The sequence below is a fragment of the Alkalihalobacterium elongatum genome, assembly GCF_019024285.1.
GTDB lineage: Bacteria > Bacillota > Bacilli > Bacillales > Bacillaceae_F > Alkalihalobacterium > Alkalihalobacterium elongatum.
Map to the genome: position 1 here is coordinate 424,158 of NZ_WMKZ01000001.1, position 15,238 is coordinate 439,395.

The 15,238-nt window shown below is 36.0% G+C and carries 16 protein-coding genes; 3 read left to right on the forward strand and 13 right to left on the reverse strand.

The window, feature by feature from the left end:
- Positions 1–36: 36 nt before the first annotated feature.
- The 6 genes from GKP30_RS02205 to GKP30_RS02230 all read right to left on the reverse strand — a co-directional run bounded on the left by GKP30_RS02205 (position 37) and on the right by GKP30_RS02230 (position 4,745).
- Positions 37–891, reverse strand: a complete 855-nt coding sequence (locus GKP30_RS02205; protein WP_328703113.1) for a 5'-3' exonuclease — start codon at positions 889–891, stop codon at positions 37–39.
- A gap of 149 nt (positions 892–1,040) precedes the next feature.
- Positions 1,041–1,985: a hypothetical protein gene (locus GKP30_RS02210; RefSeq protein WP_236034841.1), complete on the reverse strand. Its 945-nt coding sequence runs from the start codon at positions 1,983–1,985 to the stop codon at positions 1,041–1,043.
- Positions 1,986–2,094: 109 nt separating this feature from the next.
- A complete protein-coding gene (locus tag GKP30_RS02215) occupies positions 2,095–2,397 on the reverse strand; it encodes a hypothetical protein (protein ID WP_216827747.1) in 303 nt (100 codons plus the stop codon).
- Between the two features lie 82 nt (positions 2,398–2,479).
- Complete coding sequence (locus tag GKP30_RS02220) at positions 2,480–3,148, reverse strand: PspA/IM30 family protein (RefSeq protein WP_216827748.1); 669 nt, start codon at positions 3,146–3,148, stop codon at positions 2,480–2,482.
- A gap of 49 nt (positions 3,149–3,197) precedes the next feature.
- Entirely contained in the window at positions 3,198–4,151 is a 954-nt protein-coding gene (locus GKP30_RS02225) for a M48 family metalloprotease (RefSeq protein ID WP_216827749.1), read from the reverse strand.
- Positions 4,152–4,160: 9 nt separating this feature from the next.
- Entirely contained in the window at positions 4,161–4,745 is a 585-nt protein-coding gene (locus GKP30_RS02230; protein ID WP_216827750.1) for a LemA family protein, read from the reverse strand.
- Positions 4,746–5,115: 370 nt separating this feature from the next.
- On the opposite strand from GKP30_RS02230, the gene GKP30_RS02235 reads away from it, so the two are divergent.
- A complete protein-coding gene (locus GKP30_RS02235; RefSeq protein WP_216827751.1) occupies positions 5,116–6,342 on the forward strand; it encodes an MFS transporter in 1,227 nt (408 codons plus the stop codon).
- A gap of 209 nt (positions 6,343–6,551) precedes the next feature.
- On the opposite strand, the gene GKP30_RS02240 is transcribed toward GKP30_RS02235, so the two are convergent.
- The 3 genes from GKP30_RS02240 to GKP30_RS02250 all read right to left on the reverse strand — a co-directional run bounded on the left by GKP30_RS02240 (position 6,552) and on the right by GKP30_RS02250 (position 10,398).
- On the reverse strand, positions 6,552–7,415 hold the full coding sequence (locus GKP30_RS02240) for a CvfB family protein (protein ID WP_216827752.1): 864 nt from the start codon (positions 7,413–7,415) through the stop codon (positions 6,552–6,554).
- A 482-nt stretch (positions 7,416–7,897) separates the two neighbouring features.
- Complete coding sequence (locus tag GKP30_RS02245) at positions 7,898–8,830, reverse strand: DUF4349 domain-containing protein (protein WP_216827753.1); 933 nt, start codon at positions 8,828–8,830, stop codon at positions 7,898–7,900.
- Between the two features lie 272 nt (positions 8,831–9,102).
- Positions 9,103–10,398, reverse strand: coding sequence for a DHH family phosphoesterase (locus GKP30_RS02250; RefSeq protein ID WP_236034842.1), 1,296 nt, complete (start codon positions 10,396–10,398; stop codon positions 9,103–9,105).
- Positions 10,399–10,606: 208 nt separating this feature from the next.
- Between GKP30_RS02250 and GKP30_RS02255 the strand changes: the two genes are divergently transcribed.
- Positions 10,607–10,867, forward strand: coding sequence for a DUF2524 family protein (locus GKP30_RS02255; protein WP_216827754.1), 261 nt, complete (start codon positions 10,607–10,609; stop codon positions 10,865–10,867).
- A gap of 11 nt (positions 10,868–10,878) precedes the next feature.
- A complete protein-coding gene (locus GKP30_RS02260) occupies positions 10,879–11,067 on the forward strand; it encodes a hypothetical protein (RefSeq protein WP_216827755.1) in 189 nt (62 codons plus the stop codon).
- A gap of 55 nt (positions 11,068–11,122) precedes the next feature.
- Here the strand turns inward: GKP30_RS02260 and GKP30_RS02265 are convergent, their stop codons facing one another.
- The 4 genes from GKP30_RS02265 to GKP30_RS02280 all read right to left on the reverse strand — a co-directional run bounded on the left by GKP30_RS02265 (position 11,123) and on the right by GKP30_RS02280 (position 15,113).
- Positions 11,123–11,578 carry a hypothetical protein gene (locus GKP30_RS02265; protein WP_216827756.1) on the reverse strand — a complete coding sequence of 152 codons (456 nt, stop codon included), beginning with the start codon at positions 11,576–11,578 and terminating at the stop codon, positions 11,123–11,125.
- Positions 11,579–11,726: 148 nt separating this feature from the next.
- Positions 11,727–13,409, reverse strand: coding sequence for a glycoside hydrolase family 13 protein (locus tag GKP30_RS02270; protein WP_216827757.1), 1,683 nt, complete (start codon positions 13,407–13,409; stop codon positions 11,727–11,729).
- A gap of 19 nt (positions 13,410–13,428) precedes the next feature.
- A complete protein-coding gene (locus GKP30_RS02275; RefSeq protein WP_216827758.1) occupies positions 13,429–14,250 on the reverse strand; it encodes a carbohydrate ABC transporter permease in 822 nt (273 codons plus the stop codon).
- A complete protein-coding gene (locus GKP30_RS02280; protein ID WP_216827759.1) occupies positions 14,250–15,113 on the reverse strand; it encodes a carbohydrate ABC transporter permease in 864 nt (287 codons plus the stop codon). Before GKP30_RS02280 ends, GKP30_RS02275 begins: the two co-directional genes overlap by 1 nt.
- Positions 15,114–15,238 lie beyond the last annotated feature (125 nt).

The following is a 15,238-nucleotide window of genomic DNA, read 5'->3' on the forward strand; positions in this document are numbered from 1 at the left end:
TAAGCAATGCTATTTCTCCCTGCTATCTTCAGTTACTTAATGGATCCCCATTTCTTTTAATAGCTTATTAAACTCAAGGATTTCAAATTGTTTTCTCACTTTTTCTGGATTGATCGTAAGTAATGCATCCTCAACTACACATTCAATGGGCACATCACAACGAATTTCTGCTAGTTTCCGTGAAAGGTGGAGCATGTCCAATTCATTTTCAATCTTCGTTCGCATCCCCTTAGGTAACTTTTCAAGGTTTTCAATAATAGCCTCAATTGTTTCATACTCTTTTAGTAGTTTGATCGCTGTCTTTTCACCGATACCTTTTACTCCAGGAAAATTATCACTTGAATCACCCATTAACCCTTTTAAATCTATCATTTGATTTGGTGTTAAGCCTTTTTCTTCTAACAATTTTTCTGGTGTATAAACTTCATAATTAGACATACCTTTTTTCATAATAATAGAGTGAACTCGATCGTTTACAAGCTGCAAGCTGTCATGGTCTCCCGTTAGGATTTGTACATGCATCTCTGAACTATATTTTTTTGCTAATGACCCAATACAGTCATCTGCTTCAAATTGTTTAAGACCAATATTAGGGATGTCAAAACTAGAAACAACCTCTTTAACGAGATCAAACTGTGGAATTAACTCTTCAGGTGGCTCGCCTCGATTCGCCTTGTACTGATCATAAAGCTCTGTTCGAAATGTTTTACTGCCCATATCCCAGCAACAGATAACATGACTCGGTTCAAATGTTTGAATTGCATCCCACATATATTTAACAAATCCGTAGATGGCATTCGTAGGAACACCTGTGCTCGTTTTCATGATATATCCTCTATATGCTGTTGCGTAATAGCCTCTAAATAATAGAGCCATGCCATCTACTAGCATAAGATTTTTATTTTCCAAAAAACTCACTCCTGACTTTTTAAAACGTACTTATCTATCCTATCAAACCTTTTTAGAATTGAATAGAGAAAAGAGGAAGTGACCATTAATTGTCACTCCCTTCCTTTCATCTACTTAAATTGACTTGTCGATCAAGCACTTTCTAGCGTTTCTCTTCTTTTTTTAACGATCTGATTATAGTTATCTGTTAGTAGATTTTTGTGTTCCTCTAATATTGACAATATTTCACGTACTTTTGCAGTTGTTTCTTCAGCTTGGTTTAAAGAGTCATTAATCTTGCCATGAACTAACCAATCAACGACGATACCATCAAAGAAATAATCAGCGAAGGTAAGGAAATTTCCGATCTCCATGTTGATGTGGAAGTGGTTTTCAATATCAAGAAGCTCCTCTTGAAATAAACGAAGCTGATTTTGTGCGTAATGAATTCTCTTTCGCGCATCATCTAAATGGCTATGTTTAATAGCTGTCGTAATCATACCCCCACCAAACATATCCCACGTCGACCACCCTTTTGCTTTATCAAGTGAATGAATCGCACGCTGTAGTGCTGATAAAGCGGAAAGACCAGCTTTATTGGCCTCCTCGTATTCTTTTAAAGAAGAGCGAATGCTAGTTTCCTCATCACTAAGAACGTAAAGCTCTCTACTTAATAATGAATGCTTATCATGAATTAAACGCTCTTTTTCGTCTAATAATTTTTTATACTCTACTTCCGCATTTCCAACTAACTGGAGCTTCGCCCGCCACTCTACTAATTCTTTTTTCAGATCTTCAATCGTTTCAACTGCTTCCTTATACTTTAGTTCTGCAGCAATCACTTCTTGTTTTTCCTGATCTAATTTCTCAAGCTTTTTCCCCATAATTGTAAAAAAGATGTTCGTTAATGAAATTCTCTCTAGCCTAGAAACATCCTTTTTTTCTTTTTGTAATTGGACGTAAAACTGATTTACTTTTTGTTGTTCTTCTTCTAAGTAAGCCTCGCTTCTTGCAATATGCTCTTCGTATTTTGCTTTTTTCCGCTTCTTTTCTTTGGCTTCGAATAGCCTCTCATTTAGTTCTGTGAACACCGTCATCACCTCTACTTATTAATACGATATTCCCGTGAAAATGTTTCAACACCAAATAGTTTTTTCTTTTGGTACGAGTTACACGTTAACAATATTAGATTACTGTCCTAGACGTTCATATAATGTCATTAAACATTTTTTCTAATTCTGCTCTATTATGATAAACAAAGTTAGCTAATTGAGCCTTTTTAAATGAGGGAGTAATGTGTAAATTCGGACTTAAGAACCGCAGTGTTTCATATGTATCGTCTAATTTTACCTGTATATCAGCTTCTCTTCTTAACGGTGTCTTATTCGTTATAACGCGAATGGCAGTTCCATCGATTACCTTTTCAATCGTTTCATTCGTAATAGGTAAGCTTTTTAAGTGTAATTGGATAAAATGATGTGCTATATCTTCTTTATTTTCATTTAACATGTGAGCACCACCTTCTCTTCAAAGATAAAAATGAACGTACTTTACTAGACAATCATAGCAAAGTACGTTTTATCGTTCTTTATTATTGAGCGTTATTTTCTCGTTGCTGTTTAATTCGCTCTAAAGCAGAAGAGCCATTTGGTTTATCATATTTCTTAAACTGCTCCTCTATAGAGGTAGTAGAGTTTAACTGCTTAACAGCTTTTGATTTATTTAATCGCTCATTGGCACGTTCTTCATAACGATTTAATGTATTGAGTGAACTATTTTTGTTGACTCGTTCAAATACTTTATTAATACTTTCATTTGCATCTGCCATTTTATGTTTAGCGACGATTGATGCTTTTTGAGATTTCACTTCAGCAATCGACTCCTGAAGCGATTCCAACTGATCTCGTAAAACCGATACTGTATCTGCCTGCTCTTCGGCTAGGGCGTGGAAATTTTCTTTTTCACCTAGGTTTTTTTCATATTGAACTGCCATTTCTTCTGCAGCTGCTTCATCACCTGCATCTAATGCGTTATTCACTCGATTTAACCATTTTTCAGCTTCTTTTTCTGCTTGGCTTGCTAAACCTTCTAACCGTTTTTGTTCTGCCATAGCTCCAGCTACCCCATCTCGAGCTTCTGTATAGGCACTTTCTAAATCTCTGATCTTTTGGTTTAAGACATTTTCCACATTTTCCATTGAATCAATTGCAGCATGAGCGTTTCCTTTAATTAACGTAACTAATCTTCCGAAAATAGACATTTTAACAAAACTCCTTTTAATATATTTTTTGCAATATATAGTGTCTAGCCTAGATGGTTCTTTCTAACTTTTGAATTCTGTCCTCAATAGGAGGATGAGTGGAAAAAAGTGATGCCGATTTCTTAGAGAAATGGTTATAAATATAGGACGACTTCAGATTATTTCCTCCAAGCTGTGCTTCATATTCAGATTTACTATAACGCGGACGATAACCACCAATTTTAGATAATGCGTTAATTAATCCTCGATTATTAGAGACCATCCGAACTGCTTTCGTATCTGCCATGTACTCTCTTTGTCTTGAGATTGCTGAAGAAAGTAATGCAGAAATTACTCTTGAAAATACTAGAATAATTAGCACAACAACAAATAATAGGGCTGTACTTTTACCATTATTATTGTTGTTCCTTGATCTTCCTTTTACCCGCATGTTGCGGTAGATAATTTCAGCTAAAAGAACGAAAGAGGATGTGAGGGCGATCGTTACAGCTTTTAACCTAATATCGTAATTAATAATATGGGCAAATTCATGGGCCATAACCCCTTCAAGCTCTTCCTCATCTAGCATATGTAACAAGCCTTCTGTTACGCCTACAATAGCGTTATTATGGTTAAATCCAGTGGCAAAAGCATTAGGTATGTTAGTCGGAATAACATATATTTCAGGCATTTTTATGTTACACCCTACCGATAATCTCTCAACAATATAATAGAGAGTCCTTAACTTCTCATCCTGGGCATCTTTCGTAACTAATCTGCCGTTTATGCTTTTTTTGATCATGAACTTGAACGTTACAAAATTAAATAATAAATAAGCACCCGTAATAGCCATCGTAATTAACGTAAAATAAATAACATTTCCTTCAAGGTACCCATAAAGTGCACCTGCACCGACAATAAGGGAGAAAAAAACGATCAGTAGCAGGATTGAATTGAACTTATTCTTCCTAATTTCTTCTCCGGACATTAAATATCGAAAATCTTTTTCACGATTTTTTATCATTACCATCACCTATTTCGAACGGATGTCATTCACTGATAAATGATTGTATACCTTTCTTTCTTCCTCCGTAATTGAAAAAGACTCTTTAGGTGTATGGCCAAACTTACTAGCTATTAAGTTCGTTGGGAAAGAACGAATGAGAATGTTATAGTTCTCAACGCCGCCATTGTAGCCTGTGCGTGCATACGTAATTTTTTCTTCAGCTTGTTTGATGGATGACATGGCATCTTTTAAGGAGTGAGCAACATTTGAATTAGGATATGCCTCCATTAGCATAGACATTTGCGGTAATAAGGCGTTAACGTTTTCATTGGCCGCTGCCTTTTCTTTGACACTATTACTTGTTAGCCCTTTTCGTGCCAATAAAGCGGATTCAACAAAATCTTTCTCTCTGTCTGAACCGAGCTCAAACATTTGGACCACATTCGTTAATATTCGGTATTTAGCATCAAGTTGATTGTCAATATTAGACCAAGCGGTTTTTACATACTGTTCATGGCGAACGAGTTTGTTGTAGGACGACCATAAATAAATGATGACACTAACTGGAATGAGTATTGCAATTAATAAAAGAACTACAATGAGTGTTGTCATAAACTACCCTTCCTTTATTTTTTATTTTGTTTTAGATCTTTTGAAAAAGGTGAACGTTGAGTGGGGCTTATACTACATTTACGAACGGAATTTTGTTTGGTTTCAAAAAAAAGTTAAAATAAATCTTTTTGGTAAGCAAGCTTTTTGAAGTGTACAAAAAATAAATATTCCCTTTCAATTCTAATATATCCACCTATGCGTTTCCAATATTTCTATAATTTATTGTTTTAATTATAAATAATCTCGTTTTCACAGGTCTGATATTGGTGACTCAACCCAAAATTAACGTACTGGTCATAGTAAAATTTTACTTAGCGGTTTTACCTTTTTAATGTTACTATAATTTCGTATTACGAAAGGAGAAGACAACATGCAAGCACAAGCTCAACAACAAACAGTTCAACCTCAAGAAAAAACAATGTACAATATTTTACTTATTATTGGATTTGTTCATTTACTTAATGATGCGATACAAGCACTCGTACCCGCTATGTTCCCAATACTGGAAAAGTCAATGGGGTTAACCTTTACACAGCTAGGAATTATTGCCTTTGCCTTGAACATTACCTCATCACTGATCCAACCTGTCGTTGGATTATATACAGACAAAAAACCTTCTCCATACGCCTTACCGATTGGGCTTTGCTTTACATTTTTTGGGGTACTCGGGCTTGCTTTTGCGCCGACGTTTTGGTTTGTCGTCCTCTCAGTTATCTTTATCGGATTAGGATCGGCAACATTTCACCCTGAAGGATCACGCGTTGCTTATATGGCAGCTGGCAAACGTCGTGGATTTGCTCAGTCCATTTATCAAGTCGGCGGAAATGCTGGGCAAGCGATGGCACCGCTTATTACCGCCTTAATCTTAGTACCATTAGGTCAATTTGGTGCTATTTGGTTTACGCTTATAGCTGCTCTAGCCATCGGATTACTCGTATATATCGCTAGATGGTATTCTAGGCAAATCATCGCAATTGCTAAAATGCCAAAAAAGAAAGTGACATCAGCAAAGATGAGCCCTGCTCACAAGAAGATGATTTTGTTTGCTATAAGTTTATTAATCTTTTTAGTTTTTGCTAGATCTTGGTTTCATGCTGGAATAACAAACTTCTATGCTTTTTACATTATTGAAAAATTCGGGTTAACCATCGCTCAATCCCAAGGCTATATTTTTATTTTCCTTTTAGCAGGTGCAATTGGAACTTTTGCAGGGGGTCCACTTGCAGATCGATTTGGAAAAAGAAATATGATTATGCTGTCAATGCTCGCCTCTGCTCCATTAGCATTAATTTTGCCGTATGCAGGACCAACTGCAACTTACTTTTTATTAGGTATTATCGGATTTGTTATTTTATCGAGCTTTTCTGTGACAGTTGTTTACGCACAAATACTTGTACCTGGAAAGATCGGGACAGTTTCTGGCTTAATTGTCGGTCTTGCCTTTGGAATGGGTGCAATCGGCTCTGTAGCACTTGGCTGGCTTGCTGACCTTGTCGGCTTATCAAACACGATGATTTTTACTGTTTCCCTCCCATTGATCGGGGTATTAACATTCTTACTACCATCTGATCAGAAGATCGAGAAAATGAATGGTTAGTATTTTCATTGCTTCTATATCATTACAAAACCCATCAAACTCATGAAAACTTCACGAGTTTGATGGGTTTTACTATTATCTGCTTATAGATAGCGTAAATTACAGCCTTACAGAGCTATTTACGATCCTAATAATAAAATTATGATCTAAACAAGCATTGACTTGTCTAGATCATTAGTTAGCAAAATTCCTGCAATAGGAATAATTCTCTATTCACTTTTTATTAGAAACGTCCAGTTTCCTTTTTGCTCTACTTTCTTTTCCTTCATCAACCTGCCAAGTGCGCGTTTAAATGCAGCCTTACTCATCCCAAAGTCTAAACGTATATCGGCAGGATCGCTCTTATCTGTATAAGGCATTTTCCCTCCACTACGCTCCAAATACGCATAAATCAACTCTGCGTCTTCACCTAGACTTTCTTGTTTTAAAGGAAGTAATGAAACATTCAGGCTTCCATCTTCCTTAACATCAATGACACGACCTGTCACAAGTTCACCAAGACGTGGCTCCTCACGTCTTTGACTTTCATGTATAAAACAACGATACCCCTCTTCAGACAGCATAAAGGACCCTACTTTTAACGCACGATAGATGCGTCCTGTTATTTGCTGCTTATCCATCTCGAAAGTAGCTTCTTTCGCTATTTCTTCAACGGCCTCTTCTGTTACAAGTTGCCCAAGTAATCTACCTTTATAATCAATTTTGAGTGTAATGAATAGTTGATCTCCAACCTTTGGCCAGACCGTTTTAAAAGCGGGTAAATCATCAACCGAAACGAGAATATCCTTTTGAATACCTATATTAACAAAGACACCTAAGCGTGGATTAATATCAACAACTTCAACCCAATCGTATTCACCTAGCTGAATATTAGGGATCGTCATGGTAGCAGCGAGGCGACCTTCTTTGTCATTATATAAAAATACTTCGACATCATCGCCTTCTGACACTTCACCTTCGATTTCATTTGTATGTAAGAGAAAGTCTTGTTCACCATCCGTTAAAAAATAACCAAATTCGGCTTGTCTTTCTATTCGTAGTTTGGCAATTGAACCTGCTTGTAATTTATTCATCTTAAAAAAACCCCTTATTCTATTTATCCACATGGAATTGACCAATGGTATATTTGACCAATGCCTTACCTATTATACCAAAAGTATTGTGCTTGCATACTATTGTTCCTAGTTTTCACTTTATTTCACAAAGGATTGCTACTAAAATAAAAGATAGGTACTAATTAGTGTGAGGGTGTGGTTTACGATTAAGAAAAAATCCGTTTTTTATACGATATTCGGACTGCTGCTTTTAAGTAGCTTTTTTAAATATTTAGATGTGATCGTTTACAGCCGAAATGAAGCGAACGTTTTTCATTTCATCATGCTCCCCGCCGTTGCAATTGGCTGTATTTACTTTTTTATGCAGGTATTTGCCTATTATAAAAAGCTATGACCCTTTCGTAAAGGAACATAACTTTTTATAATTGTCTTTATTTAATAACGAAAACCAGTGGGGGATCAATTATAAGTTTCGTTTAATCGTAACCTTATTTCAGAGCCTACAATTTCTCCGTATTCTTAGGTCTTTTTCGAAGTTTATAAATGATAATTAACGCAATAATTGTCACTGGAATGAAAATCGGTGAAAGACCAATAAGTAAAACAACAAGTCCTGAAAATAAAGCAATCGTATTATTGGTGGAAGCCATGAATAAACTTTTCGACTTTTCCCAAGTATTTAAGTCATTCCCTTGGATCGATGGGACATTCACTTTATTTTCTTGTAAATAAATAGTGACTGTTGAGAACTCCACATTTTTTTCTAAATAATTCATACGCCCTAATATTTGTTCGATCTCTTCTTGAACTTTTGCTAAGTCTGAAGATATTTTTAATAAGTCTTCCGTGTTTTCAGCGTCTTCCATAAATGCAAGTAAACGTTTTTCAACAACTCGTTTGGACCGTAACCGAGATTCTAAATCAACATATTCTTCCGTTACATCATTTCCACTTATCATTCGATCGATTACTTTTACACTTGTAGACTCCACTTCAGTTAAAAATGCTTGGAAATGTTTTTGCGGTACTTTCACGATTAGATTACCATGAATTTGTTGTTCTCCTGATCGATAAACCGATGACTCGATGACAAACCCGCCAAGCTTTTTTACTCGTTCTTGAATTGCAGCTTCTGATTGATGGTAATCATTTACCTCAATTGATAAATGTGCATTGTAAATGACCATTCTCTCTGCCGCCGTACCACTTAAATTTTCATCATCAGAAACTGAAACATCCTCTATTATTTCTTTTTCCGATGTGACCCCTCGAGTAGCCCCCCCACTATAGCTCGCTACTTCAGCAACCATATCCATTTCTCCAGCGTCTTCGCTCATTTCTGTCCGATATTCATGACTGCTACACGCCGAAAATAGGATGCAAATTCCAAGTATTGCGATTAGAACTAACAATTGTACGTATGTTTTCCGCATGAACTGCACTCTCCATTCGTTTCCGTTTTAACATTAGACGACCCTTTGCGGAAAAAAGTTACAAAAGATTTTTTTTAAAGATAAGAGCTAGAAAAGAAATTGTCTCGTAAGCACTAACCTATGATATTGACTGCATCCTCAAGTTTTTCTTTTAATTATACTCATCGCTTTATTGAATAAAAAAGGCTGACTCAGCAGGTATGTTCCCTTTGAGCCAGCTTCTTTCAATAGATCAATTGTCCTTATTTTATTGATGGAAAAGAAATCGTCTGTTAATGCGAAAATGGTCGATCCCCTTGTTCAGAAGGGTGTATAGCTGGTTCATATGACACAAAACTCGTATCGTTCTCAGTAGCTGTACCGTATTGATCATTAACTTGCTCTTTTTTAATTGATTGAATCAATGTCTGCGAGAGGTAATCCACATAATGTTCGTCTCTTGCTAACCAAGCAGAATGATTTCTTTTTAAAAAGTACTCTGCTTCATCAAACGTTGTAAAGGTTTGTTCAATCATCTTATCATTTCGATCAATACACCATTTATTTTCAGCGACTTGATAAACAAAAAATTGGTCTTCAAAATGATTCTCATAAAAACAACCTCTTTCCGAGCCCTTCAGGTTATATTGATTACGGAAAGCATCTGGTTTCATCGGCTCAATACGGAAAGTTTCCACAACAAATAGTTGATAAGCATTATCTGTTAATGGACATCCTGACGCTTTCGCATGTCCTCCACCACCAAATTGCCCCGCGACTTCTGAAACATCGATATGATCATGAATTGTACGGAGACTAATTTTTTTCCCGCCGACATTCATAATCGCTATGTAATCTATATGTGGATTTTCTTTTCCGAGTTCATTTCCTAATTCTGAATGATAACTTTCCGCATGGACGATGCCTACACACTTACTATCAATGAACGTCTGCACCATTTCTCGGCGCTTTCTGCGAACATACCGTTCAATTTTATTCTCTTCCATATCTAAGATTTTTGTTTCAAATTCATCAAAAGAAAAGCTGTCACTTTGTTGGAGTCGCTCCGCCATTCGCTCCTCAAAATCCTCAATCGAGATCATAAAGAAAAGGTCGTTCAGTCGTTTTGCTGTTTCGTTATTATTTTTTTCCCACTCCCACGTATCATAAAGTCTTACTAATTCAACAAACTCTTCCAATGCTTTACAAGGCTCCAACTGACCGTTGGCAACTAAATATTCGTAAAATAATGAGGTTGCTGCTGTTAATCTCCCATCTTCATATTCAACTTTTACACTTCCCCATTCGTAATCATTAAAATGTAAAGCTGTTTTATGATGGTCAATTAATTTAGCTTTGCCCGTTTTTTTATAATACTCATTTATTCTTTCAGTATTTAGTTCATTGACTGATAGATCGGTTACTATGATAAAATCGTCGTTTTTTGCACGCTCTAAAAAACGCTCAATCTGAAAATCTAACCCGCTAACAGAGTTATAGCGGACTCGCACTTGATCCTTAAAAGCTATCTTCGCCAGGATCCCGCAACCAACCCCGTCTAAATCGTTATGAGTAAATAAATGAAACATCTCGTGTCACTCCTCATTGAAAGTTGTTTCATTATTATGTGACAAATCCAGAAAATCCATCAATTTTTGAGAAAACACCTTCGCGATCAAGATGTGAAAGGAATTAGAGAAAACACTAACCATTTGTGTATTCGGAAGCTGTAAATAGGAATAACTTGAAGTAATTCTTCACATGTTATTAAAAACAGGAAGTCTGGGAGGTTTTCTAGTGGGAACAAATGAGGAAATCGAACGTTTTTTAAATAAAGCACAAGATTTGGTTGATGATGGCTTAGATGAGCTTTTAGAAACAAAAATCATTCGTGAAAATGACCTTTCTGACTATTCGTATATTCAACACCAACTTCATGAATTAGTAGAAGAAGCAGATCAATTAATGGTGCAATTTCCTGATCAGCGAAGCAGACTAGCCGAGATACAACGAAAAATTAGAGAAATTCAAGAAGTTATGGTAAAAGGAATTTACTAGGAGGCAATATAATGAACTATGATCAATTAAAACAAATTGTCTTATTAACTCAAGATGCGAAAGATTTAGGTTGGGAGTTTTTTATGGATGAGGGGCAATTAAAAGCACGTGATAACACGTACGCTCAAGATACCACAGCCTTTCAAAGTCAGGAACACTTTTTTGAATGGTTGGAGGAACAGTTTGATAAAAAAGATTGAGAAAAAGGCTGACATACAGTGAAAGTTTATCACCTCACTTTTGTCAGCCTTTTCTTTATGAATGATGAACCGTTTTTAAAAACAATAATTTTGTCCACTGATATAGATTTATTAATAATACAAAGCATGCAGATATGATAAGAAGAGTTCCGCCACCTTGATAGAACAATACGATTGTTACTAATCCTATAACAGTCATAATTGCGATACGAAGAAACGATTCCTCAAGCTCTTCTGTCTCTAGTTGCTGATAGATCATCTTACAAGCAGACATCATACAAGCGGCTGCTAAAAAGTATAATCCCCCTGGTATTAGAAACTCATGGATAATATCAAAACTAAAAACAAACGAGGCTTGTCCTGCCCCAGCTAGAATTGATTGAAAATACAATTGGATTTCATCAATCATTTGATAGAACGGGACATGATCTATATGACCAGATATTTTACTCCCGATAAATGCAAAAATAAACCCAAATATTACGAAGATAAATGGTAGAACGAAAACCATCTCCACACCTCATTTCATTCTCTTTTCTATTAATCTATTCAAAAGAATAGATTTTAGAAGGAAAAAAGAGAAAAAATGGTGTCAGGCACCTTTACCACTGTAATAGAGTAAAGGTGCCTGGCACCGATTATATTGCCACCGATTATTATTATTCTGATAGTTTGTATGCTCTTGCTTCGTATGGGCGAAGTGCTATTGTGCTAATTGCTTCACTTTCTTGAACATCATAATTACTAATTAGTAGAGCGTACTGTTTGCTAGATAGGTTTTCTGGCAGTTCAAACGTTGTATCTTCACCGTAGAAATTACATACGACAACTAATTGCTCATTACCAAGTGTTCTTGTATAAGCATAAACCTGTGGGTGATCTTCATGAAGAATGTCATAGTCACCATAAACGATGATCTCATGCTGTTTACGTAATTGAATGAGCTGGCGATAGTAGTGATAGATTGAATTTGGATCTGCTACTACTTTTTCTGCATTAATCTCATGGTAGTTCGGGTTCACTTTGATCCAAGGTGTTCCCGTCGTAAAGCCTGCATTTTCACTACTATTCCATTGTACAGGCGTTCTAGCATTATCACGGCCCTTTACATAAATGCTCTTCATGATGTCTTCAACTGGAACCCCAGCTTCAACTTTTTCCTTATACATGTTGAGGATTTCAATATCACGATAATCATCAATCGTATCAAACTTCACATTTGTCATTCCAATTTCTTCACCTTGATAGATATACGGTGTACCTTTCATCATGTGAAGAAGCGTCGCTAACATTTTTGCAGACTCATTATGATAATTTTGAACATCACCAAAGCGTGATACAATACGAGGCTGATCATGGTTATTCCAGTACAGGCTATTCCACCCGACTTTTTCTAAACCTTTCTGCCATCTAGATAAGCTCCATTTTAAATCTTTTAAATCTAAAGGTTTTAAATCCCATTTTCCATTAGGTCCTGAATCTAAATCGACATGCTCAAACTGAAAGACCATATTTACTTCCTTACGCTGCTCATCTGTATAAAGCTGTGCTTGTTCAGGGGATACACCTGGCATTTCGCCCACAGTCATTACGTCGTATCCACTTAATGCTTCTTCATGCATCTCTTGTAAATACTCATGAATTTTTGGTCCGTTCATAAAGTATGGCGCACCCGATACATATTTTTTGCCTTCCTGAGGCTCTCCACCTGGTAAACCATCCACTTTTGAAATGAAGTTAATAACGTCCATACGGAAGCCGTCAATTCCTTTATCGAGCCACCATTTCATCATGTCATATACTTCACGACGTAATGTCGGGTTTTCCCAATTTAAATCAGGCTGCTTTTTTGAAAAAAGGTGTAGGAAATATTCATCCGTTGTATGATCGTATTTCCATGCTGACCCACTAAAACACGACTCCCAGTTATTTGGCTCTTTTCCGTCCTTGCCTTTTCTCCAAATGTAATAGTCACGATAAGGATTATCCTTTGATTTCTTTGCTTCGATAAACCATTCATGTTCATCTGAGCTATGGTTCACTACTAAATCCATGATAAGTTTCATGCCACGCTGATGAATTTGTTCTAATAACTCTTCCCAGTCAGTCATTGTTCCGAACTCATCCATAATATCTTTATAATCACTAATATCATAACCGTTATCATCATTCGGTGATTTATAAACAGGTGACAACCAAATGATTTCGATTCCTAGATCTTTTAAATAATCAAGTTTCGAAATAATTCCTTGAATGTCACCGATTCCGTCCCCGTTACTGTCCATAAAGCTTCTCGGGTAAATTTGGTATACAACACTTTCTTTCCACCATACTTTTTCCACTGCTGTCATCTCCTTTTGTTTACTTAATTGCCCCTTTGGTTACTCCACTAATGATCCATTTTTGTAAGAAAATATACACGAGTAACATCGGTAATAATGCTAGTAAATAAGAAGCAAAAGCTAAATTGTAATTCGTACTAAATTGTGATTGGAATACATATTGAACAAGTGGTAACGTCATATCATTACGATCACTTAAGATTACTAACGGTAGCATAAAGTCGTTCCATGCCCATAAGGCTGTTAGAATACCAACCGTTGCATTCATTGGAGTAAGTAGTGGGAAGACGATTCTCCAGAAAACGCCCCAACGTGAACACCCATCAATAATTGCCGCTTCTTCAAGTTCTACTGGAATCGATTTAATGTAACCAACATATAAGAAAATATTAAAAGCAAGACCGTAAACGATATACAAAATGATTAAACCCGTCGGATTCATCATCGAAATCGCACTCATTTGCTTTACGATCGGTAACATGATGATCGGAAACGGAACAAACATCGCACTTACAAAATAATAGAATAAAACTTTATACGTTTTTTTGTGCAAATTACGCGCAATGGCATAAGCAACCATGGAATTTGTTAAAATTGTAAATACGACAGTAAAGAATGTAATGTAGGCACTATTTTTTAAAGCATTAAAGAAATTCGTCATTTCTATTGCTCTAGTAAAATTATCAAAACGGAACTCAGTCGGTAAAGCTAAAATCGATTGCGCTGTTTCTTGTGGTGTTTTTAAAGCATTGACTACCGTTAAGTAGATTGGAAACAAAATTACGATTGAACCAATAATTAATAGAAGAGTTACAGTCCAATTTATTTTTCTTCGAGCCATTACATCTGCACCTCCCGTTTTTGTAAATAACGGATTTGGATCACTGAAATCGTGACAATGATTATAAAGTAAACGACTGCGTTAGCAGATTGGTAGGCAAACTCTCCACCTTGGAAACCACCGCGGTAAATAAGTAGAGAAATAGATTCTGTTGCTCTACCAGGACCACCGCCAGTTAAAGCCATGATATGGTCGAACACCATTAAGAAGTTTTTCATTGCCAGTACCATATTGATTGTAAAGAATGGTGCGATTAGCGGGAACGTAATTTTCCAGAAATCCTGCCACTTATTTGCACCATCAATGCTTGATGCCTCATATATATCTTGTGAAATCGTTGCAAGACCCGCTAAATACAAAATCGTATTAAATGCAGCTGCTTGCCAAACCGCAACGACAACAATTCCAAGCCAAGCAAGATCAGGGTTCCCTAATATACTAGCTGTTAATGCGTTAATTCCAAGGTTCTCTGCAATAGAAGGAATAAAAATTGCAAAAATATAATTAAAAATAAACCCTACGATTAAAATACTTAAAATATTCGGCATGAAATAAATGCCTCGAAGTGTTTTCTTAAATTTAATCTTTGAATTTAACCCTAAAGCAATGGTTAAGCTGATTATGTTAACCAAAACGGTAGAAAGTACAGCAAATTTAAATGTAAAGATATAAGCATCGATTGCACGTGAATCTTTAAACACATTAATGTAGTTTCTAAACCCTACAAACTCCCATGAACCATACCCTTTAAAGTTCGTGAAACTATAAAATATACCTTGAAGCACTGGAAATGTATGAAAGGCAAAAAATAAAATAACCGCTGGAAGTACCATTAAAAAGTAGGGGCTTATTTTCTTTTTCATTTTTTCCTCTCCTCCTCTTATGAAGTCAAAATTAAGTTATCTATGGAAAGCAATTTCATATGAACATATTTTTATATAAGACAATTTCTTACGAAGATTATTTCATAACCTCCATAGGAAATTGT